The 25,837-nt window shown below is 68.7% G+C and carries 22 protein-coding genes; 9 read left to right on the top strand and 13 right to left on the bottom strand.

All coding sequences use genetic code 11. The annotated features are described in order from the left end of the window. Positions 1 to 24 precede the first annotated feature (24 nt). Positions 25 to 1,281, bottom strand: coding sequence for a hypothetical protein (locus AB0O34_RS12865; RefSeq protein ID WP_363915509.1), 1,257 nt, complete (start codon positions 1,279 to 1,281; stop codon positions 25 to 27). Between the two features lie 144 nt (positions 1,282 to 1,425). Between AB0O34_RS12865 and AB0O34_RS12860 the strand changes: the two genes are divergently transcribed. Next, positions 1,426 to 3,510 (top strand): hydantoinase/oxoprolinase family protein, encoded by a 2,085-nt coding sequence (locus AB0O34_RS12860; protein WP_363915508.1) that lies wholly within the window; start codon positions 1,426 to 1,428, stop codon positions 3,508 to 3,510. Further along, the gene (locus tag AB0O34_RS12855) at positions 3,507 to 5,432 is read left to right on the top strand and encodes a hydantoinase B/oxoprolinase family protein (RefSeq protein ID WP_363915507.1); all 1,926 of its coding nucleotides are present in this window, start codon (positions 3,507 to 3,509) and stop codon (positions 5,430 to 5,432) included. The genes AB0O34_RS12860 and AB0O34_RS12855 overlap by 4 nt, the downstream gene beginning before the upstream one ends. A gap of 72 nt (positions 5,433 to 5,504) precedes the next feature. On the opposite strand, the gene AB0O34_RS12850 is transcribed toward AB0O34_RS12855, so the two are convergent. The 6 genes from AB0O34_RS12850 to AB0O34_RS12825 form a co-directional block, all read right to left on the bottom strand. After that, positions 5,505 to 7,886, bottom strand: a complete 2,382-nt coding sequence (locus AB0O34_RS12850) for a glycoside hydrolase domain-containing protein (protein WP_363915506.1) — start codon at positions 7,884 to 7,886, stop codon at positions 5,505 to 5,507. A gap of 398 nt (positions 7,887 to 8,284) precedes the next feature. Then, positions 8,285 to 8,770: an ATP-binding protein gene (locus tag AB0O34_RS12845; protein WP_363915505.1), complete on the bottom strand. Its 486-nt coding sequence runs from the start codon at positions 8,768 to 8,770 to the stop codon at positions 8,285 to 8,287. Between the two features lie 174 nt (positions 8,771 to 8,944). After that, complete coding sequence (locus tag AB0O34_RS12840) at positions 8,945 to 9,169, bottom strand: hypothetical protein (protein ID WP_363915504.1); 225 nt, start codon at positions 9,167 to 9,169, stop codon at positions 8,945 to 8,947. Next, complete coding sequence (locus AB0O34_RS12835; protein WP_363915503.1) at positions 9,166 to 9,417, bottom strand: hypothetical protein; 252 nt, start codon at positions 9,415 to 9,417, stop codon at positions 9,166 to 9,168. Before AB0O34_RS12835 ends, AB0O34_RS12840 begins: the two co-directional genes overlap by 4 nt. A gap of 44 nt (positions 9,418 to 9,461) precedes the next feature. Next, the gene (locus AB0O34_RS12830) at positions 9,462 to 10,019 is read right to left on the bottom strand and encodes a GNAT family N-acetyltransferase (RefSeq protein ID WP_363915502.1); all 558 of its coding nucleotides are present in this window, start codon (positions 10,017 to 10,019) and stop codon (positions 9,462 to 9,464) included. An 82-nt stretch (positions 10,020 to 10,101) separates the two neighbouring features. Next, positions 10,102 to 10,632 (bottom strand): transposase family protein, encoded by a 531-nt coding sequence (locus AB0O34_RS12825; RefSeq protein ID WP_363915545.1) that lies wholly within the window; start codon positions 10,630 to 10,632, stop codon positions 10,102 to 10,104. A 545-nt stretch (positions 10,633 to 11,177) separates the two neighbouring features. On the opposite strand from AB0O34_RS12825, the gene AB0O34_RS12820 reads away from it, so the two are divergent. Beyond that, on the top strand, positions 11,178 to 12,518 hold the full coding sequence (locus AB0O34_RS12820) for a hypothetical protein (RefSeq protein ID WP_363915501.1): 1,341 nt from the start codon (positions 11,178 to 11,180) through the stop codon (positions 12,516 to 12,518). 431 nt (positions 12,519 to 12,949) lie between these two features. Here the strand turns inward: AB0O34_RS12820 and AB0O34_RS12815 are convergent, their stop codons facing one another. After that, entirely contained in the window at positions 12,950 to 13,252 is a 303-nt protein-coding gene (locus AB0O34_RS12815) for a hypothetical protein (RefSeq protein WP_363915500.1), read from the bottom strand. A gap of 118 nt (positions 13,253 to 13,370) precedes the next feature. On the opposite strand from AB0O34_RS12815, the gene AB0O34_RS12810 reads away from it, so the two are divergent. After that, positions 13,371 to 13,841: a hypothetical protein gene (locus tag AB0O34_RS12810; protein ID WP_363915499.1), complete on the top strand. Its 471-nt coding sequence runs from the start codon at positions 13,371 to 13,373 to the stop codon at positions 13,839 to 13,841. 4 nt (positions 13,842 to 13,845) lie between these two features. Here AB0O34_RS12810 and AB0O34_RS12805 read toward each other — a convergent pair whose 3' ends face one another. Both AB0O34_RS12805 and AB0O34_RS12800 read right to left on the bottom strand, forming a co-directional pair. Continuing rightward, positions 13,846 to 15,765, bottom strand: a complete 1,920-nt coding sequence (locus tag AB0O34_RS12805) for a DUF6571 family protein (protein WP_363915498.1) — start codon at positions 15,763 to 15,765, stop codon at positions 13,846 to 13,848. Positions 15,766 to 15,930: 165 nt separating this feature from the next. After that, positions 15,931 to 16,956, bottom strand: coding sequence for a hypothetical protein (locus AB0O34_RS12800; protein WP_363915497.1), 1,026 nt, complete (start codon positions 16,954 to 16,956; stop codon positions 15,931 to 15,933). A 575-nt stretch (positions 16,957 to 17,531) separates the two neighbouring features. Here AB0O34_RS12800 and AB0O34_RS12795 point away from each other — a divergent pair. Continuing rightward, positions 17,532 to 18,755: a S8 family serine peptidase gene (locus AB0O34_RS12795; protein WP_363915496.1), complete on the top strand. Its 1,224-nt coding sequence runs from the start codon at positions 17,532 to 17,534 to the stop codon at positions 18,753 to 18,755. A 161-nt stretch (positions 18,756 to 18,916) separates the two neighbouring features. Here the strand turns inward: AB0O34_RS12795 and AB0O34_RS12790 are convergent, their stop codons facing one another. Then, a complete protein-coding gene (locus AB0O34_RS12790; protein ID WP_363915495.1) occupies positions 18,917 to 19,681 on the bottom strand; it encodes a DUF2786 domain-containing protein in 765 nt (254 codons plus the stop codon). 309 nt (positions 19,682 to 19,990) lie between these two features. Here AB0O34_RS12790 and AB0O34_RS12785 point away from each other — a divergent pair, with 309 nt between their 5' ends. The 4 genes from AB0O34_RS12785 (at position 19,991) to AB0O34_RS12770 (ending at position 25,034) form a co-directional block, all read left to right on the top strand. Further along, positions 19,991 to 20,137, top strand: a complete 147-nt coding sequence (locus tag AB0O34_RS12785) for a hypothetical protein (RefSeq protein WP_363915494.1) — start codon at positions 19,991 to 19,993, stop codon at positions 20,135 to 20,137. A gap of 312 nt (positions 20,138 to 20,449) precedes the next feature. Continuing rightward, entirely contained in the window at positions 20,450 to 21,607 is a 1,158-nt protein-coding gene (locus AB0O34_RS12780) for a CoA transferase (RefSeq protein ID WP_363915493.1), read from the top strand. Positions 21,608 to 21,683: 76 nt separating this feature from the next. After that, positions 21,684 to 23,201 carry a carboxyl transferase domain-containing protein gene (locus AB0O34_RS12775; RefSeq protein WP_363915492.1) on the top strand — a complete coding sequence of 506 codons (1,518 nt, stop codon included), beginning with the start codon at positions 21,684 to 21,686 and terminating at the stop codon, positions 23,199 to 23,201. A 627-nt stretch (positions 23,202 to 23,828) separates the two neighbouring features. Then, positions 23,829 to 25,034: an RNA-guided endonuclease TnpB family protein gene (locus AB0O34_RS12770; RefSeq protein ID WP_363915491.1), complete on the top strand. Its 1,206-nt coding sequence runs from the start codon at positions 23,829 to 23,831 to the stop codon at positions 25,032 to 25,034. Here AB0O34_RS12770 and AB0O34_RS12765 read toward each other — a convergent pair. Both AB0O34_RS12765 and AB0O34_RS12760 read right to left on the bottom strand, forming a co-directional pair. Further along, positions 24,983 to 25,414: a hypothetical protein gene (locus AB0O34_RS12765; protein WP_363915490.1), complete on the bottom strand. Its 432-nt coding sequence runs from the start codon at positions 25,412 to 25,414 to the stop codon at positions 24,983 to 24,985. The genes AB0O34_RS12770 and AB0O34_RS12765 overlap by 52 nt on opposite strands. Positions 25,415 to 25,451: 37 nt before the next feature. Next, entirely contained in the window at positions 25,452 to 25,778 is a 327-nt protein-coding gene (locus AB0O34_RS12760; protein WP_363915489.1) for a nitrilase-related carbon-nitrogen hydrolase, read from the bottom strand. Positions 25,779 to 25,837: the final 59 nt, after the last annotated feature.

Here is a 25,837-nt window from a genome sequence, read left to right as displayed (position 1 = left end):
ACCGGTCCGGGCCGGTCGAGCCGGTCACCCGTCCGGGCGCGTCGCCGCGTGACGGAGCAGGGAGATGCCCGGGACCGCGATGCGGGAGACCTCGCGCCCCGTCCGGCCGTCGAACCGTACGACGCCGCCGGGGACGCCCGCGTAGAAGGCGCGCTCGTCCGGGGTCACCGCGACGCCGCGGGCGGCCGCCGGCAGGCGCCACTCGCCCCGCACGGCGAGCGAGCCGGGATCGATCGACCGCACGGACGGCCCGGCGGCGACGTACAGCGAAGCGCCTTCCGACGCCGCCGACGCGGCGCCGGACGACGCGCCGACGACGACCGTCCTCTCGACCTCCAGCGACTCGGTGCTCGCCCGGAGCAGGATGCCGCTGCCTCCGTCGTAGACGTACAGGGCGGCGGCGGACACCGCCAGCGTGTGGCCCTCCGCCGGGCCGCGTCCGAACGGTTCCGGCAGGTCGAGGCAGTAGGCCCACCGCTGGCCGAGGTCGAGCACGTGGACGAACGCGTGGACCCCCGTGGTCCTGCCCGCGACCAGGTCGCGGGTGTGCAGGTGGTTGGGCTGGTGGGTGTAGAGCGTGTAGAGCCGATCGCGGCCGGGCGACAGCACGGCGACCCGCCCGTCACCCCGCATCGTCTCCTCGGCCCCCGCCGGCACGGGCCGCTTCTCGCGGGTGAACAGGGGCGAGAACGCGCCTCGCTCGATGTCGTAGGCCTTGACGCGGTAGCTCTCCGGCGAGGTCGCGGGCAGGTACTCAAGGAGGAACAGCGCCTTCCCGTCGGTGGAGAAGGCGTCGGGCTCGAAGTTGCCCTTCAGCCGTACGACCTTGGGAGCCGTGGACCCGGATGGATCGGCGACGACGAGCGTCGTCGAGCGCCGCCCCGGCCGGCCGTACGGCGAGGCCGGGGGAGGGGCGCCGAGGGCCACGACGTCCCCGAGCGGCGACACCACACGTGCGACCACGCCACGTGGGACGGTGGCGCGGCTCAGCTCCCTGCCGGTCACGGAGTCGAGGGTCAGCAGTTCGCCCGCCGCGGACACGGTGTACAGGCGATACCAGGCCGCTCCCGCGACCGGCCGCGCCGTGGAGAAGATCGTCGCCCCTGAGCGGGTGTCGAGGGCGGACAGACGGTCCGAGACGTCGGCGAAGAGCACGTGGGCGGAGGGCCGGGGCGTGCCCGCGGGGGACGCCGGTGCGGCGGCGGGAGGCCGCGCGCAGGACGTGAGCAGTGCCGCGCCGGCGAGGCCGCCGGTCACCTTCAGGAATTCGCGTCGCTCCATGCCCTTCCTACCGCTCGCGCGGGCAAGAGGTTCCACGGGACCAGGGTCGCCTGAATGCAGGGCTATACCTGCCTACGAGTGGCCGATTCCTTGGCGGATGTTGCTGATTCCGCAATCCGGAGCGGTTCAGTAGACACTGAAGGCATGCGCACCGTCCGAATCGGCGTCGACACCGGGGGCACGTTCACCGACGTGGTCGCGGTGGACGAGCAGACCGGTGAGATCACCACGACCAAGACCCCCTCCACTCCGGCCAACCCCGCCGACGGGTTCATGAACGGCGTGCACAAGGTACTGGCGGGCAGGAGCCTGTCGGAGGTCGGCGGCATCGTGCACGGCACGACCGTGGCGACCAACCAGCTGCTCGAAGACCGTCCGGTCGACCTGGGCTTCGTCACCACAGAGGGATTCGAGTTCATCCTGGAGATCGCCCGGCAGAGCGTGCCGGACGGCTACGGCAACTCCTACTTCTGGGTCAAGCCGCCGCGCATCGTGCCCGTACACCGGGTGAAGACGGTCGGCGGGCGGCTCGACCACCTCGGCGAGGAGGTGCGGCCGTTCGACGAGGAGGAAGCGGTGCGGGTGGCACGGTGGTTCCGCGACCGCGGCGTCACCGCGCTCGGCGTGTGCTTCCTGCACTCCTACGCCAACCCCGCGCACGAGCGGCGCATGCGCGAGGTGCTCGAACGGGAGCACCCCGGCGCCGTCGTGTCCCTGTCGAGCGACGTGCTCCGCGAGTACCGCGAGTACGAGCGCTCGGTCACCACCCTGGTCGACGCGGCGGTCAAGCCCACCATGCGCCGCTACATCGCGAACCTGTCCTCGCGCCTCGGCATGCCGTTCTCGGTGATGAAGAGCAACGGCGGGGTGCTGTCGGCGACGGAGGTCGTCCACCAGCCGATCACGACGGTGCTGTCGGGCCCGGCCGCGGGCGCGCTGGGCGCCGCGCTCATCGCGGGCACGGGCGGGCACCCGTCGGTCATCACCCTCGACGGCGGCGGCACCTCGACGGACGTCGCGGTCGTCGTCGACGGCGAGCCGTCCCTCACCACCGAGGGCTCCATCGGCCGGTACCCGTGCAAGATCCCGATGATCGACATCGTGACCGTCGGCGCGGGCGGCGGCTCCATCGCCTGGATCTCGCCCGAGGACACGCTCAAGGTCGGGCCCAAGTCGGCCGGCGCCGACCCGGGCCCCATCTGCTACGGCAAGGGCGGCACCGAGGTCACGGTCACCGACGCGCACGTCTACCTCGGCCGCGTGCCGCCCCACCTGCTCGGCGGCGAGATCCCGCTGGACGCGGACGCGGCCAGGGCCGGCATCGAGGCGCTGGCCGGCAAGCTCGGCCTGTCGCCCGAGCGCACGGCCGTCGGCGTCCTGGAGATCAGCGCGTTCAACCAGTCCAACGCCATCCGCCAGATCACCGTCAAGCGCGGCCTCGACGTGCGGGACTTCCCGATGGTCGCCTTCGGCGGCTCGGGGCCGCTGCTGGTCTGCCGCCTCATCGACATCCTGTCGGTCCCGGCGGTCGTCGTCCCGCCCAACCCCGGCAACGTGTCGGCGTTCGGGCTGCTCACCGTGGACGTGAAGAACGACTACGTCCGCACGCACGTGACCCGCGAGCTCTCCCTGGGCACGGCGGCGGGCATCCTCGGCGACCTGGAGGCCCAGGCCGCCGCCACGCTCGACCGCGAGGGGTTTCCCGCCGGCCGACACGTCTACGCGCGCAGCGCCGACCTGCGCTACTACGGCCAGGCGTACGAGGTGCGCGTGCCCGCCCCCGCCGGCCCGATCGACGAGGCGTGGCGCGCGGAGGTGCTCGACCGGTTCCACGAGGCCCACCACAAGCTCTACGGGTACGGCTACCGCGACGATCCCCGGCACGCCGTCGAATGGGTCAACCTGCGGGTCTCCGGCATCGGCCCCATCACCCGGCCCGTCATCCGCGAGCTTCCCCCGGCGGACGGCGCGGCGGCGGCACCCGCGGGGGAGCGGGCGGTGTACTTCGACGAGGACCCGGGCTCGCCGCTCCACCAGAACGGCTGGTGGACCGCGCCGGTCCACCGGCGTGGCGACCTGCGCCGCGGCGACGTCGTCACCGGGCCCGCGGTGATCGAGGAGTACGGCTCCACCCTGCCGCTGCATCCGGGCTTCACCGCCGAGGTGGACCGGCACGCCAACCTCGTGGTCCGCCGGGCCACCGCGCACAAGGACGGAGCGGGCGAGTGACAACCGTTGACCCGGTGCTGGTCGAGATCGTCGAGGGAACGCTCGCGTCGGTGGAGATGGAGGTCGAGACGGCGATCGCCCGCACGGCCCGCTCCCCGATGATCCGCGACGCGCACGACTTCCGGGCGGGCATCCACGACGTACGGCTGCGCAAGCTGACCGGCCGCTCGTACTCCGCCCTCGTGCAGCCGATCGTGCGCGACTTCCCGGTCTCGGAGATGAACCCGGGTGACGTCTTCTTCCACAACGACGTCTACCTGTCCGAGGGCGGCATCGGCCACCTCCCCGACCTGTGCGTCACCGTGCCGGTGTTCCACGACGGCGAGGTGGTCGCGTTCGTGCAGGCCTTCGGCCATCATGACGACATCGGCGGGGCGGTGCCCGGCTCCATGCCCTCCCACGCGCGCAGCGCGTTCGAGGAGGGGCTGATGGTCCCCCCGATCAAGCTGTGGGACCGCGGCGAGCCCAACCGCGCCGCGCTGACCATCATGACCCGCAACTCCCGCATGCCCGACTCCCTGGCAGGAGACCTCGACGCGGAGTGCTCGGCCTGCCTGATGGGCGCCCGCCGCCTCGGCGAGCTGTTCGGCAGGTACGGCAGGGCGGCGGTCGAGGCGTGCTTCGACGCGATCATCTCCAACACCACCGAGACGTTCCGCCGCGAGCTGCTCGCCAAGATCCCCGAGGGGGTCCACGTCTGGGAGGACTACGCCGAGCACGACGGCGTGGACGAGCCGAAACTGCACGCCCAGCGCATCACGCTGACCGTCGACCACGCGGCGGACAAGCCGCTCGTCATCGACTTCACCGGCACCTCGCCGCAGGCCAAGGGCCCGATCAACCACGCCGGCGACTACGCCGACGGGGTGTTCCTGAAGAAGTGGCTGGCGCCCATCCTGCGCAACCTCGCCGACACCCCGGAGCGGATGGCGGAGCTGGACGTCAACGAGGGCGTCGTCCCCCTGATCGAGATGAGGTTCCCCGAGAAGGGCACCCTGCTCACGCCGATCTTCCCGGCGCCGACGAACGCGCGCACGTTCGTCATCCTGCGCCTGCTCGGCGTGCTCGCCGGGGTGCTCGCCAAGGCCACCGGCGGGCGCATGCCCGCCGACCAGGAGACCATCCGCTACACCGGCGTGTACGGGGACGACCACGACGGGCGGCCGTACCTCATGCGGGAGGTGCTCGGCGGCGGCTCGGGAGGGCGCTGGTACGCCGACGGGGAGGACACCATCCACGTCGTCCCCGACTCGCGCAACATCCCCGTTGAGTTCGCCGAGTCGCGCTGGCCGTTCCGGGTCGAGCGGCTCGGGCTCGCCCGCGACTCCGGCGGGGCGGGGCTCTATCGCGGCGGGCTCGGGTACGACAAGCACATCCGCATGCTGCGTGACGCCTCCTTCATGTCCATCGCCGACCGCTCGATCCTCGCGTGCTGGGGAGTGAACGGCGGCAGGGCCGGCCGCCCGTTCCTCGTGACCGTCGGAGACCGGGAGATGGAGGGGCTGGTCGACGACTTCCCGGTGAAGGAGGGCGAGATCGTCCGGGTCAGGACCACCGGGGGCGGCGGGTGGGGCTCGCCGTACGACCGCGACCCGGCGCTGGTGGCGGCGGACGTCCGCGACGGCAAGGTGTCGGTGGAAGCGGCACGCGACGACTACGGCGTCATCCTGCACGACCCGGCCGGCCTGGACGGCCCGGCTGGCTCGGGCGGTTCGGCTGGTTCGGGCGGTTCGGCTGGTCCGGCTGGCTCGGGCGGCTCGGGCGGCTTGGCCGGCTCGGGCGGCGACCTCCGGGCCGACCTCGAAGCCACCGACAGGCTCCGCGCGGAGCTCCGTACCGCCCGGCCGGCTACCTTCTTCGACCGGGGGCCCGGCTACCCGCTCCTGTCCGGCGGCCGGCCGCAGGCCGACGTCGACACGTGACGGCGGCGGGCCGGCGTCGGCATGTGATGTGAGGCGCCAGCGTCTCGGGAAGGCGGTTCGACGGGTGTGACGCTATCTGAGCAAGGCGTTGTGCTTCTCGAACACCGCGTAGACGGCCGGCAGCTCGCGCCCGTACCGCTCGGCGTCCGGCCCCGTGCCCCGGTATCGGGCCATCACCTGGCTCAGCCGGGTGTCGTCGTAGGAGAGGGGGTCGCTGTCCACGCCCGCCTCATGCGCGGCGTTGACGAGCATCAGCGGCACAGTGCTGATGTTGTGGTCCGGGTCCTCGCGGAGCCATCGCCACATGTCGCGCATCACGTGCCAGTCATCGGGGTCCAGCCGCTCTCCCTCGACGAGGCCGGCGTCGACCGCGTGGTTGTGCGCCGTGATCGCGGAGCGCGCGAGCATCCGTCCGAGGCCGGTTCTCGCGTCGTCCTTCTGGGGAGAAGGGGGAGTCGGCGCGGCGGTGATCACCTGCTGCTCGGGCGGCAGCTTCTGCCATGCTTCCAGCTCGGCGCGATAGCCGTAGTACGCCGTGACGGCGAGATCCTCCGGCGCGTCCTCGGGCGTGAGCCAGCGGGTCTCCCAGAAGATCGGGCTCTGGATCAGCGCCTTGCGCATCCGGTAGGCGCGGCTCAGGCCGGTGATCAGCGCGTCGTGCCGCAGGACCAGATCGAGCGAGTGCTCGGTGGAGTCCCGCCGGACCGGCGTCTCGTGGCCCGCGATCGACCTCAGGTCGTCCAGCAGCGCCTGGCGGCGTGACAGGTCGAAGTTCACGTCGAGCGGCCCGCTCGCCGGGGTGGGCGACACGAACAGCGACTGGCCCGGGTCCCGGCCGGAGGCCACGGCGTTGCCGATCTGGACGCTGCCGGGACCGGTGCCGAGCGTGAGGGTCGATATGTGGTCGAACGCCCAGTCGGGGGGCAGCGGGAAGCCGAGGTTGCCACCGAACTCGGCCGGCATGTCGGCGACGAAGCTGGACACGGTGAGGCCCTCTCGCACCAGGCGGCCACAGACGTCGCGCGAGCCGTGGACGCCTATCTTGAACTCACCGCCGTAGTGCCTCATGCGCGTGGCCAGCGCATGGAAGTGCGGGATGAGCCGCTGGCCGAAGTCGCCGTCGAGCGCGTCGAAGCCGACCGTGAAGTAGATCGTCGTCCCGCGTGCGAACCCGTGGTCCCGAGCGGCCTCCAGGGCGGCCAGCGCGTCTTCGGCTCCTTGCTTGGCCGAGAAGTGGTCGCGGCCGCCCGCCTGGTAGATCGGGAACGCGCTCAACCCCCCGGACGCGATCGTCTCCAGCTCGCCCGGCTGAATCCGCTCAAAGGGCCGGCTCTGTTCGTCCGGCTGGATCCCCTCGTCCGGCCGGCTCTCCTCCGGTTGGGTCCCCCCGTCCGTTTGGACGCGTTCGTCTGGCTGGGTCCTCTCGTCGGGTTGGGTCCTCCCGTCCGGCTGGACGGGCTCGTCCGCTGTCGGTCCGGGAGCGTCCGTCAGGTAGCGCCCCACGGTCAGGTAGCCCTCCACCTTAAGGACGAACGCCCGGGCCGGGGTGATCTCGGTGGCGCAGGCGCATGCCGTTCCCCTGCGGGTGGGGTCGCCGTTGCTCGCGAGCAGCGACGCCCACGTCTGGTAACCGGCGATGCCGTTGTCGGGCAGCAGTCGCGCGAACCCCTGGAACTCCGCGACCGTGTCCGCCACGGCGGTGGTGTACTCCCCGTCGAAGGGGACGTCCCACCCGTGCAACGTCATCGCAGCCTGAAACAGGCGGACGAACCGTTTCCCCGTATCGTCGGCGCCGGGGCCGAGGACGGCCTGGTCCTTGATGCCCGCCTGGGTTCCGGCGTCGAACCGCCCGGTCGCGGTGTCGTCGTCCATCCCGATCTCGAACTGGATCCCGAGCAGCAAAGACCTGCGCACCTCGCGGGAAAAGTGCCCGTCGCACGGAATGATGGGAAAGTCCCTGCGGTGAACGTAGGTGCCGTTCAACCATTTCTGGATTTGTCGTATCCGCTGCGAGCCGCCAGTAGTGGGGACGTACGAGTCCGTCGACAGCAGGCCCTGGAAGACCTTCGGTGAGACGCCGTTCGGGGGGAACGCCTCGTCGACCCCCATGTCCGCCCGCAGCTTGGTCACGCCGGTGCCGGTGGCCGTGTCGTACGCGCCGGACATGCCGCCGCCGTCGTAGCCCTTGCAGGAGAGCCCGCACTGCACGATCTTGATGATGTTCGGATCGGCCGTGCCCGCGCCGACCATCGGGTACGCGGCGGCGAGGGCTTCCAGCGCGTCCGGCCCGAAAGCGTCGCCCGGGGGGAGGCCCAGCTCGTGCCGCAGGGCTCGTACAAGCGCCCGCACGGTCGCCCGGCCGGTCCTTCCGTCCTCAACGATGGGCTCGTACCCGTCGACCTTCCCATAGACCGAATTGACCCACCGCTGCGCCTCCAGAACCGGCTGGTCCATGGCCCCTCCTCCACCACCAGAATCACCCGTAAATGGTCAAAACCTGGCAATTTGGGTCAACGGTAGATCACATCCGGCACCGTGACTACGGCAGGACGCTCGGCAGGCAGAATCAGGAAGGGCACACATTCCTGTACGGCACTCCCAGGAAGGTAACGCCGCCACTGCTGCCCGCTGAGCGTTCACCCGGCGGCACATCCCAGAGGCCCTCCGCCACCCGTCCACCTGCGTCCCGTCCCCGAACACGGCATCAGATGCCCGCGAGCCTGGTGTAAGTTCGCCGCCGCGCCCCCGATCGACCGCGTCCCGGCGATCGACCGCGTCCCGGCCGCCGATCGATCGCCTTCCGGCCATGATGGGAGCCCTTCAAGGCCGTGTGAACCACGTGCACGGCATGATCACCACGGATCAAGGACGAACCACACGACGCAGCGGGGGTCCTCCTCGCTGAATCCCCACCGGCTCGACAACGTGCGGATCAGCCGGATTCCGCGTCCGGACTCCGCGAGGCCGTCGGGGTCGTCGGGGTCGTCGGGGTCGTCGGGGGAGTGGCAGCACGCGGAGGGCAGGGTCGCAGCTCCGTCGTCGATGACCTCGATCTGGACGCGGCCGTCCTCCTCCATGAGCACCACCACCCCGATCACCGGGGAGTTGGTGTGGACGACGGAATTGGTCATCGCCTCCGACAGCAGAAGCACTGCGTCGTCACAGCGCGGATGACCGTCGAGGACCTTGCGTATCCACAGCCGCGCCTCACCCACGTTCACCTCGCCGGCACGGAATACGGCCTTCTCCAGTAACCGGACCCCGGTGCTCAGGCGTCCGCGCCTCGTATCGCCGTCCCAGTGTCCCGACGGGCCCGCTCCGGCGTCTTCACCGGACATCTGCGCCACCTTCATCACTCGCTTGTCGTTCGGCGATGACGCTAGGAAGGGGAGGGGGTTGCCAGCAGCGTTCCGCCGCGCCGCGAAAGGTCGTGGACCTGTCCCTCCCGTGTCCCTTCCGTGCCGTAGCACGTCAGTCTTCCCGGTGTGGGAGCCGCATCGATTCGTCGGTGATCAGCTCCCTCCCACAGGCCGGCTGAGAGGCGGGGCGGCAGCTTCCACCTTGGCGGCTTCGGGCGTTCGCGCAGGTAGGGAAGAGTAGGGAAGATAGGCATCTAGGATCATCCGGCGTGGTGCACGCTCCTCGCTGATGAGTTCGTCGGCACTGGCGGCCGTGGCATAGCGGCGCACGGTCTTGCGATCGAGCCGCAGCTCACGGCTGATCTGGGTGATAGTCATCCCTTGGGCGAGGGCCTGGTGGATCTCGGCGTGCCGCGTTCTGGTGCGGGCTGCCGGGCCCCTTGGTCGCGGGCGGGTTCCGGCAAGGCGAGAGGTGCCGCGACCTCGGGCGTGGCCAGTTCGCGCAGGTGCGCGCGGTGCCGGGACACGGCCCGCTGGACCGCGCCGGACAGGTTGTGGAGCAGATGCCGGCGGTCGGCGACCTGCACAGTCAGCGGAGCGCCGCGCTGCGCGCCTTCTAACGGCACCGTCGGATATCAGAACTGTCCGAATGCCTCGGAGAGTGTGGGCCTCACAGTGGTGTCAGGAGCATGAGGACCTCGTCGCGGTCGCCGTGATCGAAGCGGAGTGCGCCCGGCCATCGGCCGATCTCTTGCCAGCCGAGTCGGCGGTAGAAGTCTTCGAGGCCTTCTTCGCCTCGTGCTTCGAGTCGGAGTTGTTCGAGGCCCAGTTCGTCACGAGCGACTTCACGAACACGCTGCATCAACGTGGCGCCGATACCGCGGCCGCGGAAGTCGGGGTGGGTCTGGACACGTTTGACCATGCCCCAGTGCGGAACGAGCGGGTCCCGGTATCGACTCAGGCTCAGCCATCCAGCGAGGACACCGTCGAGTTTGGCAAGCAGGAGCCGGTTGTACTCGGGATCAAGGTCTGCGATGAGCTGTTCTGCGACGGGGCTCACATCGTCGATGCCGACTGGAGGAAACGCGAAGCCGACGGCTCCGCCGTTGTTGGCCACGGTCATCCAGCAGTTGACCAGTTCGCGGGTCGCCTCGGGCGTCATGTCTTCGGGATGCTTGGCCTGAACGATCTCGACCAGGTCGCGCTCGATGCGGGTCGGCAGGGTCACGGGGTCTCCGTTTCCAATGGTCGGCTGGGTGACGCGCTCGGTTCGTCCTGACCGGGTCTGCGGCTGATGTCGGCGGCGTAGGTCATCCAGTCGCCGGAGGAGGCGCGTAGGTGTGGCCCTTGCGCCAGGCGAACTCATCGACCCCCAGCACTCGCGGGGTCGCCACCTGTGGGTCCGGCATGCTCCGCGACAGCCGCAGCAGCGTCGAGCGGCCCACCGCACAGGCCAGACGGGCGGTATGACGGCCACCAGGGCGGCCCCCCAGAGCCAGCGCCACCGTCCGCAGCATCGACGGCAGCCCTGCTGCGCACGGGCCATGCCTGCTGGTCAGGCCGGGAATCTGCTCGGCGAAGGTCCGCTTGGCACAGGCGGTGTTGTCGCAGAAGAAGCGGCGCACCCGCATCTGGAGCAGCACCTCCTGCCCGGCCACCGGCAGATCCGACAGGCACCGCTCATAGCGGCTACGGACCCGCGCCGACTCGCATCCGCAAGCTGGACATTCGCTCGTCGGCTCCGTCGTTGCGGCCTTTACTCGTACGGTGGCGCCCACCCGATGCACCCGCTCGACACGAACGGCGGCAAGGTGCGGGAACACGACCGCCAACAGCTCCATGATCGACACAGGGCAGCGTCCCGGCACTGACAGCAGCCCACATCCGGCTCAACACGATCGTGATCTTAGAGGCACACCGATCACGGAAAGTCCGGCCAGTGAATGATATCTGGGTGACAACGGCCATGGACGAGCCCGGACGGCGAGAGACCGCCATGGAGGGGACGGCGAGAGACCGCCATGGAGGGTATGCCTAGGTCGGGGCGGGTTGCGTCAGTGGTAAAGCTGCTCCAGATTCTCCAGCAAGGTCTGGGTCTGCTGGGTTTCCGGATCGGCCGGGCCGCCTGGGTGATCGACCGCTCCACCCCGAGATCCCCCATTGACGGATGCGGCGACCAATCCTGAAACGTCCTGTAGAGCGTCTGACCCGTCTTGCGAAGGCCGACGGTTGTCGCTTCGGTCCGCAATGACAGGTCATCGAGCTGTCGCCGGTGTGTCTTATCTGTGTCGTCGTATAAAAGAAGGCGAACGCGGTGGCGAGAAGCTTTACCCTGAGTAGGCGTGACTCATAGTAGTCGATTGATAGCAAAGGGTGGGTGTCGCTCATGTCTGGCCGGCAGACCTTGCTGAAGGTGTTGCTGACGAAGCGGCACCAGGAGACGCATCGGGCGTTCTGCCTGGAGTACGACAAGGTGGCCCGCAGCATCGATCGGAATCTGATCGGGTCGTCTCCGAGCAGGGAAGCGTACGGCCGATGGTTGAAAGGCCACCTCAAGACCAAACCACACGCCGACCATTGCCGTGTCCTGGAGCGAATGTTCCCCGGCCACACCGTTGCGGAACTCCTCGCGCCGTACGACCCTGTAGGAAAGGGATCCGGCGTTCACGACATGCGCTCCGACCCTCGGGAGGCGGCCACGAAACGACGAGAAGTATTCCAACTCGGCGCGACCACCTTGGCCATCGGCCTCAGCGAGAGCATCTGGCGAGGCCCTGACCTGTTCGAGCAGGCACTCGACTTCAGTAACGTCGGCGAAGCTCGGCTGCACTTCCTGGAGTACGAAGCCGCCCGACTCGGCCAGAAGGTTCCACCGCCGTCGGTACTGCCGGAAGCGCTCCTTCATTTGGCAAGCATTAGGGAGTTGCTCGCCTACAGGCAGCCCACCGAGGCGCAGCGTCGGCTGACGCGAGTAGGAGCCAAGCTCTCCATCGTCGTCGGCGAGATCATGTTCTGCGCCAATCACTTTCCGCTGGCTCGACGCTGGTACGCCGCTGCGAGGCGGGCAGCGGACGAGGCAGGAGACCTCCACCTCGGTGACCTCGCGCTGACCAGTGCTGCGCTCATGCCGACATATTCGGCGGACCCACGCTCCGTCCTCGCTACCGTCACCGCGAGGCTGGAGCACGCGGTGGGTGCCACTCCCGCCATCGCGTGGATGTGGGGACTCGCCGCATTGGCTTACGCATCCCTCGGCGATCGGACCGCCTTCGAACGAGCTATCAGCAGGTCCCGCAACACCTTGGAACGATGCTCGGCCGACGAGCTTCAGCCGGGCATCCTGTCGTTCCAACCCGAAAGGCATACTTTCTACGAGGCACGTGGCCGAGCAGATCTCGGTGACCTGAACGGCACGGCGGAGGCCGTAAGTCGCGCGCTCGCCTCGTACGACAACGGTGCTTCCAACGATCCTGCGCTTGTGCGTTTCGCCTACGCATGCGCTCTGGCCAAGGCTGGGGAGATCGAGGAGGCCTGTCGCTTCGCCACCGACGCCATCCAGGAGGCGCCTCCCGCTGGGCACAGCATCACCGTGGTGGTACGGGCGCACGACTTCGACGCTTTGCTTACTCCTACAGGGGCGGCGAGCGCCGACTGGCGGGAAGCGCTGGCCGCTATACGGGCACCGGACCCGGCAATACTCCAGACCATGTCGCCTTTGAGAACCTGACCCGGTATCTCAATCCCCTCACCACCCGCGCTGAGGACCAAACGTCGTTGGGGGCACTGAATAACCGCACGGAGTGACTCCCATAGCGTGCCCCCGTTGCCCCCGGCTGGCTCGAGGTATCCGCTGATCTCGTGTACCGGTCCAGTCCGTGCGCTTCGGTCAGTCAGGTTGGGCCTCTCAAAGATCATGCGGAGCAGTTCGCCCGGGTTGGCCGCTCCGTCCGCGCGACCTGTCGTGCTACAGGTGCGTCGAAGGGCGGTGCGGTCGAAGTGAATGGGAACCGAATCCCGAGTGGGATGAGATGCAAACGGGTTCGAAAGCCGGCACTTACCAGTCCGGAACGCAGTAAACGAACTCGATGTGGCATCCCTGCCGCTCCGCCGAGTACGCCGAGGTGGCTGGCGGTCCATACCCGTGGCGAACGCGATAGGTCAGCCCCAACCACTCATGCTGGACGCCGCCGCTCGGGAGATCTTGGTGGGCGTGGCACGCAACTCGGCCTCAAGCTCGGCGAGGACGTGCTGCGCCGCTGTTCTGATCCGTGCTCTCCGGCCGTTCAATTCTTCTCCGAAGGCCCGCGCGGTCGGCCCCACCCATACTGCCTGGCCGCCGAACTGCGCGCAGACGGGATCGAGGGCGGTCTCCAGCACGTGGATGTGCGCACGCACGGCGGCGAGCGCGGTCTCCAGATCCCGGTACTTCGGGTTCGGTACCAGATCGTCGTCAAGGGGCAACCCTGGCTCCCGCTGCGGTGGAAGGATCGATGAAAGTGTAGATACTAGGTGGCGCAGGGGTTCTCACTGAGATTATGTGGGCTCGACCGGTTTCCGGCCAGACGTGGAGGCGAAAACGATGCTCGTCCTGTCCAGTCCCGTAAAGCTCCGCCGTAAGTTCGCCATCCTCGTACTACTGGCGCCCTTGGCCTTAACCGCCTGCACATCCGACAAAGGCCCCACCGCAGCCCAAGCCGGTCAAACGTTGAAAATTCATATTCTCCAACTGTTGAAGGAACGCTCGGCAGCGGATGTGAAGGTCACTGATGCAGGTGGAAATGATATTCCCTGTGGAGAGGGAAAGGCTAAGCGAACCTTTGCGGCCACTGGGCGAGACTCGGCAGGAAGTAGCGATCCCGAGGCTCTAAATACGTTATTGGTCGGTGCGTTGAGCCGGGTAGCGAAATATGAGGTGGTTTCTGCTGGTGCTCCAGGAGCGCCGATTCGTGTAGTTAATAGTACGACGAGGACAGCTCTGGTGTTCAACTCTCCTGGTAACTCTTTGTATGTAGTCACGGGTCAAACGGAGTGTTTGCCGGTATTTGATTGACGATCTAGTTTTCGTAAAGATGGGCCCGTGGCAAGGCAACAAATTTTTGACCGATATAGCGGTCGGCAAGCCTTTCGGAGATCTTTCCGAGAGTGAAGTCATCTTGGCCGCCGATTCCGTTTTCTATGAACCAACGGTCGAGGGCGTTGAGGCCGTCGTTGCCGGATTTGAGGATGTCGGCGAAGGGGCGGAGCCTGCTGTCGCTGTCGCTGTCGCTGTCGCTGATGGGGACAGTGGACGGATGGGTTGCCTGGTACTCATGGGGAGAGATCTTGGGGGTGAAGCCCGCGTTCATCAGGGCCTGTGCGATGGCGTGTTGGCGGCCGAGGGTCTGTTCGTCATCGGCTGTGCGAATCTTGTCGACCTCGGTTTCTTTGTCCGCCTTGAAGGTATCGCCATATGCTTCGGCGGTGCTCAGGGCTGTCCAGGTCAGTGGGAAAGGCTCGAGGAGCGGGGTCAGGCCGGCGACGCCCATTCCGGTGCCGATCAGCCAACTGGTGACCTTGCTGGATGCTTCGGCTGCGTCGTCTTTGGCCCTGCCCAGTTTTTCCTGGGCCGCCAACTGGAGGCCGCTGACGTTGCCCAGGGCGGCGAACACGTCGTCGAGTCTTGTGGGGTCCTTGGTTTTTAACATGTCCGGTACGCCATGGCCGACCAGGCGGTTCGTAAGGACGTCAATTCCCGCTTGGAAGGGAATTTGGTGGTCCAGGGTGTCGGAGAAGGTCTTGATGAAACGATACGTGTCCTCGGGGCTCAGGCGGAATTTGGGATTGAGCCCAGCGATTCGAGATTTCACATCACCGAAGGCGCCGGGGAGCACATGGTTGGCGTCTCCGAGGTCGGCGCCTTCGGTGATCTCGGTCGCGTAAGCGCCCGCGATCTCCGCGAGGTGTATCCGGGTCTCTTGACCGATAGATAGGTGGCCGAGCGTCGTTATGACCGTGAAGGCGAATGCGGCCGCGTCCTTGCTGTGCTTGCCGTCCTTCTCGTCGTAGGCGCCAGAGGCGGCAGCCAGCATGCGCCCGAAGGCGTCGGCTTCACCGGCGATCGAGGCCGTTCCGCTGGTGTGAGCAGTCAAGTCTTTGAGGAGGCTGATGAGCTTTGACTGGTCTTGTCCTGTAACGGCACTGAGGGCCAGGCGTGCTGCGTTCGGGTTGTTTCCTAAGGCGGAAAGAAGCCCCGCGTTCACCTTGCCTGGCGTTCCAAGGCCTTGCGCCACCGCCACCTGAGCGAGCCACTTCGCGGGGAATGATCCCGCGCTCAACAGGAGGCCAGCATTGAACCTATCGGGACCGGACATGGTGGTGCTCATCAGCGAGTCTTTGATTTGGGAGAACCCGGGTACGTGGGAACCCGCCGAGACGGCCGTGCCGAGGGCCTGGCTGACGGTGCGCAAAGCCTCGTCGTTGGGCCGCGGTGGCGCGAGGGTCGACTCGCCGGGCGGTGCGAGGTTGTGTCGCAGGGTCGCCGGAAGGTCGAGCGTGCCCTGTCGCCCGAGGGCCGCGAAGAACGCGGCCGTGTATTCGGGATCGTTGACATGTGCGGCAAGCGTGTCGACGATCTCCTGGTAGCTCTGGTCCCGGCTGAGGGACGACAAGAGGCCGGAGTTCATCTTCTTGTATTTGGAGGCCAATTCCGCGCCGAGACGGCGTGCCTCCGCAGCGGGAAGAACTTCGTTCTCTTCGTACGACCTCAGGCCGTTCGCCGATCCGGGAGACCAGTCGGGCAGCTTGGCCGTGTTCCGGGCTATTTGGGTACGGCGGCGCAGGTCGGGGAGGCGTTCGTCGATCCAGTGTTCGACCTCGGCGATGGGGTCGAGGGACGCGGCGGATACGCCTTCGGCGGCGAAGACCCGGCGGATGGCTTCGGTGCGTTCGCCGATGACGCCACGGGCGTGCTCCATCTCGGTGATGAAGCCGTCCATCAACCCTGGATCGATCCCCGTGAACTCCGGGGACAGCGGTCCCGTCCCCGGTGGCACAGTGGTCACGAGCTCACGCCCCCTCCGACGCCCCAGTTGCCGGACCACAAACCTAACGCAGCCGGCGACGCGTGGAGAGGGAGTGTGTCAAACCGGGTGGCGTTCCGCCTAAGGGCGTCTGGCGATTGTTCGCAGCCTTCGGCACAGCGGCGGCCCTGCGAGGGCGGTCGTGGATACCAGGAGCAGGACGATCGCGGCGACCAGGCCGGGGAGCGTGGTCAACTCGACCGCTGGGTACCGGCGGTGGAGGTCGGTGGCCACGAAGCAGAGCCGGAAGACCGACGCGACGGTGAGACAGAGCGACAGGGCGCCGCAGGCGGCGACCATGCGGTGGGGCTCGGCGGCGGCCAGTAAGACCAGCAGGCATGAAGCGACCAGCAGGGTGAGGGTCACCTGGCCGGCCGTGGTCACCTCGTCACTGATGGACGAGTCGGACAGGTCCCACAGGGACAGGTGCCTGATCGTGTCGCTCCCGTCGCGGAAGTGATGGTGGAAGCGCATCCACGGCAGGGAGCCCGCGAAGAAGAGCAGGAGGACGAGGGCCATTCCCCGGGTCGCGTGGGCGAGTCTGCGGGTGGGGTAGGGAGACCACACGGAGGTTCCAGATCGTTCTGCGGGGTCCGGCGACGTCTGCAGGATGACGTCCCGCTCGTCCGACGAGTCGGCCACGGCCACCAGCGCCAGGCCGATTATGAGCGCGAGCGTCTCCGCGGTCGCGGCGGTCGCGGCGGATCCCTGTGTGACCCAGGCCGTGCTCCAGGGGAAGCGGCTGTGCGGTCGGGGGAGGGCCTGATGGAGCCACATGAGATTGAGGAAGCTCAGGATCGCTGACAGCAGAGTGCCCAAGATCAGCGGGCGTACGGGGTTGAGCGCCGTGAGTGTGGCGAGGGAGAGGGCCAGCATCAGCATGCCGAGAGCGCTGGTGCCGTTCTCGCTGATGATCTGGATATCGGAGGCAGGCAGGTCCCACAGCGAGAGCACGGTGCCGGTGGTCGGTTCATCGGAGCGGATCCATGGTTGGACGCTGGTGGCCAGTAGCATCAGGGAGAGTCCGACGGACCACACGGTGTATCGGATGCGCTGGATGGCGGCGAAGGACTCCGAAGGAGTCGGGCCGCCGCATCTGGGGTTCACCCGGTGACGTTAAGTCGGCAACGCGGCTGTCGGTGGTGTTCGGATGGGGTCGTGACACGGCGCCCAGGGGTCGAGTTGGCGTCGTCGCCGTGTCGCAAGCGGTGGAGATCTTGAGGGGCAGCTCGGTCCGGCCAGGTGCGCCTCGGGTCCGGTCAGGCTCGTTCGCGGCCAGGTGGCGGGTTGGTCCGCCCCGGTCGCCAATTGCGAACCTAACCGAGCCTCTCGTCCAAGAAGGGGAAGCGGGGTAAACCGGTTGGCCGGGCCGTACTGACGTGCGGTCGAGAGGCTGTCCGGGGAGGTCCCTTGCTCCCACTCCCGTGACTGTCAAGGCCGGTTCCGGATGGCTCGTTGGCCCGCGTGTGGTGGTGAGGGGCGGCCCTGCGTATCCATCGCTACGAACGACCGGATCAAGTGATTTATCAACGGATCTGCCCCTTTTAAGGGAAATCTGACAACCTAAATAACTAATGTCAAATTCATGTTACAAATCCGGTTTTGGGCTGGAAAGGTTTGATTGGGGTGGTCAATGTCAACTTTGCTGGTCCAAACCGGACCGCAGAGTGGAGGATCCCCCCGTGCGCAAAACGCTCCTCACCATCCTCTTCGCAGGTTCCCTCGTCATGGCGGTGAGCCCGGCCACGGCCTCGGCCGCCGCCACCCTCGCGCCCACCGGCGACTACATCGTCGTGCTGCGAGACGGAGCCGATCCCTCGGCCGTCGCCAACACCCAGGCGCGGTCCAAGGGCGCCACCCTCAAGAACGTCTACAGTCACGCGCTGCGCGGCTACTCGGCGAGGATGACCGCCGCCGCTGCGGCAGACCTCGCCCGCGACCCGCAGGTGCAGTTCGTACAGCCCGACGGCGTGGTGTCGATCGACGCCCAGACGCTCCCCACGGGAGTCAACCGGGCCGATGCCGAGCTCAGCCCCACCGCCGCCATCAACGGCGTGGACACGCGCGTCAACGTCGACGTCGCGATCATCGACACCGGTATCCAGCTCACCCACCCCGACCTGAACGTCTACACGGCGGGTGCCAAGAACTGCAACAACGGCACCAGCGCGAATGACGGCAACGGCCACGGGACGCACGTGGCGGGCACGATCGGCGCGCTCGACAACACCAGCACCGTCGTCGGGGTGGCGCCCGGTGCCCGGCTGTGGCCGGTGCGCGTGCTGAACGCCAGCGGCAGCGGCAGCTGGTCGCAGGTGATCTGCGGCATCGACTACGTCACCGCCCACGCCTCCGAGATCGAGGTCGCGAACATGAGCCTCGGGGGCCTCGGAGCCGACGACGGCAACTGCGGCAACACCAACGCTGACGCCATGCACCGCGCTATTTGCGCCGCCGTCGCGGCGGGCGTGACGTTCGTGGTGGCGGCCGGCAACGAGACCGACAACGCGGCCAACCACGTCCCGGCCGCCTATGACGAGGTCGTCACGGTCAGCGCGCTCGCGGACTTCAACGGGCTTCCCGGTGGCGGGGCGGCGGCCACCTGCCGCAGTGACGTCGACGACACGCTCGCCGACTTCTCGAACTACGGCGCCGACGTGGACCTCATCGCTCCCGGGGTGTGCATCCTGTCCACCTGGACGGGCAGCGGCACCAACACCATCTCGGGCACCTCGATGGCCAGCCCGCACGTCGCGGGCGGAGCGGCCCTCTACAAGGCCACGCACCCGACGGCGACCCCGGCGGCGGTGAAGGCCGCGCTCCAGGCGGCGGGCACCACCAACTGGAACAACGCCGGCGACCCCGATGGCATCAAGGAGAAGCTGCTCAACGTCTCCACCTTCTGATAGCTGAGCCGGGGACCCATGGGCGCCGGTGCCCATGGGTCCCCTTCACGTGGTCAGTCCGCCCGCCGCGAGGCCGCCGAGGTCCCGTTCACGTGGTCAGTTCGCCCGCCGCGAGGCCGCCAGGGTCCTTCTCACCGGTCGCGAGGCCGCCGAGGTCCCGTTCACGTGGTGAGCTCGCCGGACGTGAGACCGTCGAGGTTGCGGTCGCTGAAGTCGGCGCGGCGGCCCGCCTCGCGTCCGCTGTCGTACCCGTCGCGGTCGAGCGCGGTGGCGCGGGCCGGCCTGAGGCCGGGGAAGCGGCGGTCGAACTCGGCCCGCACCAGGGTCGTGCGGTCCAGGAGCACGAGCTCCGCTCCCGTGCCCGCGACCTGCTCGGCCACCTCGGCCACCCGGTCGCGCAGCTTGGCGGAGACGCCGGAGCCGAAGCCGACGTAGAAGGCCCGGCGGAAGTCGGCGGCGGCGCGGGCGCGCTGGTCCTTGGCCGTCACCGCGTCCAGTTCGGACGCGGTGAACCGGCGGAGAGCGGGTCTGACCTGGTTCTCCATCTGCAGGCTGATGGAGGGCAGGAGCACGCGCAGGCTGTCAAGGACGGCCTCGGGCCCGACGACCGTCATGGTGACGTGCCTGGCGCCGCGGATGCCTCGGCCCTTGACGCCGGTCCAGCGTTGCGCGCCCTTGCATCCGAGCGCGTCGCAGACGAGGTGGAGGGCCCAGCAGCGTTCCCGGGCGTGCCCGCCGCGGTTCGACACCTCGAACTCGATGCCGTCGATGGTCTCCGCGCGGCCGGCGGATCCTCGTCTGACGGCGGACGCGTCCAGGCCGTGCCTGAGCATCAGGGCCGCCGCGTGCGCGGAGGCGAGCGCGGCCTCCTCCTCGCCGGTGTTGGGGTGCTCCGCCAGGTCCAGCAGCCGCCTGACCCGTTCCATGACCCTGGCCCTGGACGGCCCGGCGGTGCCGGTCAGCGCGCACTCCCCGACGCCACGGACGACGCGGACTGTGCCCCCATGCGTTCTCGCCCCCTCCGACGACCTGGCGGGCCACCAACCTAGCCCACGTCCTGGTGGGCGGCCCGTGCCGGGAATCGTCACGCCGCTATCGCGGATTCGTCGTGGTTCCGTCACTGGTTGTCCTGTTTTTGCAGCTACTGAGCACAATGCGTGATTGGCGAGGGTCGTCGTGGGTAGCCGTTCATTGGAAACGGTGACCGAGCAGACGGTGGTGAAGAGATGGCATCGATGGTGGACCGTATCAAGGAGTACCTGCGCAGCCCGAAGGCTCAGGAGCGGGTCGAGAAGGCGAAGACGATGGCCCGCGATCCGAACAACCAGCGCAAGCTGCGCGAGTACATGGACAAGTGGCGTGGGCGTAAGACGCACAGATAGTCACAGGCAGCACAGCCCAGGGCGTTCCCGTGCGGGGGACGTCCCGAGGACTCAGCCGGTTGCCGGGGGTCCAGGACGTACGCGAGCGTCCTGGACGTCCGCTCAGGCGTCCCGGTCCGTACGGCCTCGGGCCGCCCGGCGCCGGTGTGGACGAACGGTGATCGTGATGGGGGACGCCGTGACCCGCACCACGGGGCGAGCGCCGGGCGGAATCGGGGAGCGACCTGGGGTGTCGGGCGGGTGGTGAGACCTGGCAGGCTTGCCGGTGACACCGGAACGTGGATCTCCCCCCGACCCCCGTGGAGGCTGACCTTGCAGGGACCTCTCAGTGACATCGTCGTCCTAGATCTGTCCCGAGCTCTGGCCGGGCCGCACGGAGCGCAGATGCTCGGCGACCTGGGCGCCACGGTGATCAAGGTGGAACACCCCGACGGCGGGGACGAGTCGCGTGGCTGGGGCCCGCCCTTCGTCGGCCCCTCGGGCGATATCTCCACGTACTTCCTGTCGGCCAATCGCAACAAGCGTTCCCTCACGCTCGATCTCAAGTCCGAGGAGGGCACCGAGCTCCTCACCCGGCTGATCAGGCAGAGCGACGTGCTCGTCGAGAACTTCCGTACCGGCGTACTCGACCGGCTGGGCTTCCCGGTGGAGCGACTCCACGAGCTCAACCCGCGCCTGGTGATCCTGTCCATCACTGGCTTCGGCCACGACGGCCCCGAGGGCGGCCGTCCCGGGTACGACCAGATCGCGCAGGGCGAGGCCGGCCTGATGAGCCTCACCGGCCCGTCGCCCGCCGAGCCGTACCGCGTCGGCGCCTCGATCGCCGACCTGCTCGCGGGCATCCACGGCGCCTACGGCGTGCTGGCCGCGCTGTACGAGCGGGAGCGCACCGGCAGGGGGAAGGTCGTGCGCACGTCACTGCTCGCCTCGGTCGTGGGCGTGCATTCCTACCACGGGACGGCGTGGACGGTCGGCGGCAAGGTGCCGGGGGCGGGTGGCAACCACCACGCCTCCATCGCGCCGTACGGGGCGTTCCGCTGCGCCGACGGGATGATCCAGATCGCGGTCGCCAACGACGTGCAGTGGCGCAAGCTCGCCGCGCTCCTCGGCATCGACCCGGCCACCCCGAAGTACGCCGTCAACAGGGAGAGGTTCACGCACCGCGACGAGCTGATCGCCGACATCGAGAAGGCGCTGGCCTCCCATGACCGGGCCCACTGGCTGGCCGCGCTCGCCGGCGAGGGCATCCCGGCGGGAGCCATCCGCACGCTGGACGAGGTCTACGCCTGGGACCAGACCCGCTCGCAGGACCTCGTCGTCACGGTCGACCATCCAGAGCTCGGCGTCATCGAGCTGCCGGGCTCGCCGCTCAGGTTCGACGGCGAGCCGCCCGCCGAGCACCTCGCCCCGCCCGCGCTCGGCCAGGACAACCAGGCCGTGCTCGACTGGCTGGCGAAGCGGGAAGCGTGATCCGGCCGGTGATGAGGTCACTGCCGAACACCTGGACGCGGAAGGCCGGGTGCACAGGGAACGGCGGAGGGAGCCGATGAGCCCGAGCCGGCCGGACGCCAACACCCTCATCCGCACCGTCCTTGACCCCGGTTCCTGGAAGCCGTGGGACGAGCCGACCGCGGACCCCGCGCCGCCCGGCTCCCCGTACGCCGAGGAACTGGCCTTCGCGCGCGCGAAGACCGGGTACGACGAGTCGGTGGTGACCGGGGAGGGGCTGCTCGGCGGGCGCCGTGTGGCGGTCATGGCCTGCGAGTTCTCCTTCCTCGCCGGGTCGATCGGGGTGGCCGCCGCCGAGCGGCTGGTACGCGCCGCCGAGCGGGCGACGGCCGAGGGGCTGCCGCTGCTCGCCGCCCCGGCCTCGGGCGGCACCCGGATGCAGGAGGGCGCGCTCGCCTTCGTCCAGATGATCAAGATCAGTGCCGCCGTCTCGGCCCACCGGGCCGCCGGCCTGCCGTACATCGTCTATCTCCGCCACCCCACGACCGGCGGGGTGTTCGCGTCGTGGGGGTCGCTCGGGCACGTCACCGCCGCCGAGCCGGGCGCGCTGATCGGCTTCCTCGGCCCGAGGGTCTTCGAGTCCCTGTACGGATATCCCTTCCCGCAGGACGTGCAGGTCGCGGAGAACCTTTTCAAGCACGGCCTCGTCGACGCCGTGGTGTCGGCCGAGAACGCCCGCGCGATCGCGATCCGTGCCCTGTCGGTCCTCTGCGCGCCCAAGGAGATCGGGGAGCGCGGGGAGGGGCTCACGCCGGGGCCGGAGCCCGAGGAGCGGGCCGTCGCCGTGGAGGCCTGGGAGGCGATCAGCCGGTCCCGGCGCGACGACCGGCCCGGGGTGCGGGCCCTGCTCAAGCTGGGCGCCTCCGACGTCACCCCGCTGAACGGCACGGGCGTGGGCGAGAACGACCCCGGCCTGCTGCTCGCCCTCGCCAGGTTCGGCACGGCTCCCGCCGTCGTGCTCGGCCAGGACCGGCGCCAGCAGAGCGCGGGCCGCCATCTCGGCCCCGCCGGGCTACGGGTGGCCCGCCGGGGCATGCACCTGGCCTCTGAGCTGGGCCTGCCGCTGGTCACCGTGATCGACACGGCGGGGGCGGCGCTGTCGAAGGCGGCGGAGGAGGGCGGGCTGGCCGCCGAGATCGCCCGTTCCCTCGCCGACCTCGTGATGCTGGACGCGCCCACCGTCTGCCTCCTCCTCGGGGAGGGAGCGGGCGGGGCCGCCCTGGCCCTGCTGCCCGCCGACCGGGTGCTCTGCGCCCAGCACGGCTGGCTGTCCCCGCTCCCGCCCGAGGGCGCGTCGGCGATCCTGTACCGCACCATCGACTTCGCCCCCGAGATCGCCAAGACCCAGAGAGTGCGGGCGACGGACCTCAAGCGGGACGGCATCGTCGACCGCATCATCCCCGAGCTACCCGACGCCGCCTACGAGCCCGAGGCCTTCTGCGAGCGGGTGGCCAGGACCCTCGAATACGAGATCATCGGCCTGATGCGACGCCCGCCCGAAGACCGCCTGACCACCCGCCTCGCCCGCTACCGTCACCTCGGTGTCACAGGCTGACCAGGCCGGAAGAGAGCCAGACGATTATTCGGAAGGAGCTGTTGACGTGACTTCCGCCGTCACGCCTCCGTACAGGTGCATTACCGGTCCCACGGGCGTCACCCGTGTTGAGCTCAAGGGCCTCTCGCTGCCGCCGTGGCAGCCGTTCGACCGCTTCGAGCAGGTGGCGGTGCCGTTCGGCCACCAGGAAGGCCTGCTGCCGCTGACCTCGGGGGGAGGCGGCTCGGGCCTGCGCAGCCGCACGATCCGTAGGTGCCGTATCCGGTTGCGGGTCAGGTTGCAGACGGTCGATCAGAGGTACGGCACGGCCGCGGCGTCATCGCCTAGTCGCGCCTGTCTCAGATGCAGGCGCGCGGAGGCCTCCTGCACGATGTCCTCCGGGTCGTCCGCGCCGAGCAGCCCGGCCAGCACCGCGCGGGGAAGATCTCGGCGAAGGCGGGTCGCTTGCGGAAAGGATTTGAGCTTCGGTCACCGAAAGCTCCGGAGGAAGCCCGGTCTTTTAGGGCCGGGAGAAATCCGGACCCCGTCAGGGCCGTCCCGGCGGAGCCGGGACGGCCTGGAGTGCCAAGCATTCATGGCCTTCTCGTTTCGCTGAGGAATCTGTGTGCCGTGCAGCAAAATACGAACATGCATACGGCATACAAGGTGCGGGTCTACCCCACCCCCGAACAAGCTGCGGTGCTGAACCGCACGTTCGGGTGCGTGCGCCTGGTGTGGAACCGTGTCCTTGCGTGGCGGCAGGCCCGCTACCAAGCCGGCGGGGCCAAGACGTCCTACGCGCACACCGACCGGTACCTGACCGAGCTGAAGCGCGACCCGCAGTTCGCGTTCCTGTTCGATGCCTCCTGCGTGCCGTTGCAGCAGACGTTGCGGCACCAGTACACGGCGTTTGTGAACTTCTTCGCCGGACGCGCCCGCTACCCCCGTTTCAAGTCCCGGCACGGCAGACAGTCGGCCACCTACACCCGGTCGGCGTTCCGCTGGAAGGACGGGCGGCTGCACCTGGCCAAGATGGACTCGCCGGTCGAGTTCGTATGGTCCTGGCCCGGCATCGACCTCGCCACGCTGGCCCCCTCGACGGTGACCGTCTCCCGCGAGGCGGACGGCCGCTGGTACGCCTCCTTCACCATCCAGACCGCCGTCGAGCCCGAGCGGGCCCCGGCCACCGGTTCGGCTGTCGGCGTCGACCTGGGTGTCAAGGACTTCGCCGTCCTGTCCACTGGCGAGAAGATCGCCAACCCGCGCCACCTGGAACGCAGAGCGAGGAATCTGGCCCGTTACCAGCGGCGCATGGCTCGCAAGCGGCGCGGCAGCGCCAACCGGGCCAAGGCCAAAGCGAAGGTCGCCGGGAGGAAGTCAAACTCCAGAGACACTCGCGCCCTGGGTCGGTTGACAGGGGATCGGAATCCGCTCGACGCGGATGGAGTGCACCTCGTCGTGCGGCACGACCACTTCGTACGCCCCGTGGTCGACCATCCAGTAGCCGAGAGCCTCGGCCTTGAGGCCGCTGTGGCCGGTGTAGGCGATGTGCAGCCCGTCGTCGTCCTCGTCGAGCACCACGCAGGGCTCCCCGCCGAACGCGCCCACCGTGCGAAGCAGGACGAGCCACTCGAGGTCGCCGCGCCGGACCTGCCGCCGCCAGTAGCTCCCGACCTGGGCGAACCCCTCCCTGGAGTCCTCGCTGAACAGGATGACGTCGTCGGGGCCCGGCCCGAGGGCGGCGGCGTAGGTCTGCTCGTGCTGGTGGGCGATGAAGCCCAGGCCCACGGGTTCGATGTCGCTCATGCCGCGCGCCGCCAGGTGAGCCCGTCGTACTCGGCGAACCGCCGCTGACCGCGCGTGGTCACGTGCTGGATCTCCGCTCCCGCCGGGATGGGCATCGGGGTGGTGTGGAACTGGGGGACGACGTGCTGGCGGGAGGTGGTGAACCCGTTGCCCGCGAAGGGCGGCGAATCGTTCCAATCTCCGCCCATATGGGGGCCGTAGGGGACGACGTAGTTGTCGGTGTCGCGCACCTGCCACCGGAGAATGTACAGCTCGGGGACCGAGGGCGTGAGCTCTGAGCCCTCGAAGGAGAGGTCGAGCGCCGAGACGATCTGCTCCGGGCTGGTCAGCCGTGAGCAGTCCTGGACGCGGTAGACGTAGCCGGAGATGATCGTGCGCTGGCCCGCGAGATAGGGCACCAGCAGGCGAGGCGGAATGACCTTTTGCATCTGAGTACTTCGTGCCGGCTCGCTCACATCCCGCATTTTACGATTCCCGCACCTCGGCGTTCGGCATGGCGCGATAAATATCTTGGCGCCGGTGCTCCAGGGAGGGAAGCGTGGCGCGTACGCGCTCGGTCTCGGCCGGGTCGATCTCGACGACCTGGATCGCGCCCGCGGGGCCCAGATCGGCACGAACCACTCCAATCGGGTCGACGAGCATGCTCCTGCCGATCCCGAAGCCGTCCCTGGCCTCGGGGTTCGGCGCCTGCCCGACGGCGACCGTCCACATGGTGTTCTCGATGGCACGCGCCCTGACCAGCGTGGCCCAGTGCTCTTCCTTCATCGGGCCCGTGCCCCACGCGGCGATCACGGCAACAACCTGTAGGGGTTGTTGCGGCAGCGTCCACTACATGTAGGATCCTGATCGTT

This window comes from Sphaerisporangium sp. NPDC088356 (assembly GCF_040685555.1).
GTDB lineage: Bacteria > Actinomycetota > Actinomycetes > Streptosporangiales > Streptosporangiaceae > Sphaerisporangium.
This window is presented reverse-complemented; position numbering and strand designations above follow the sequence as displayed.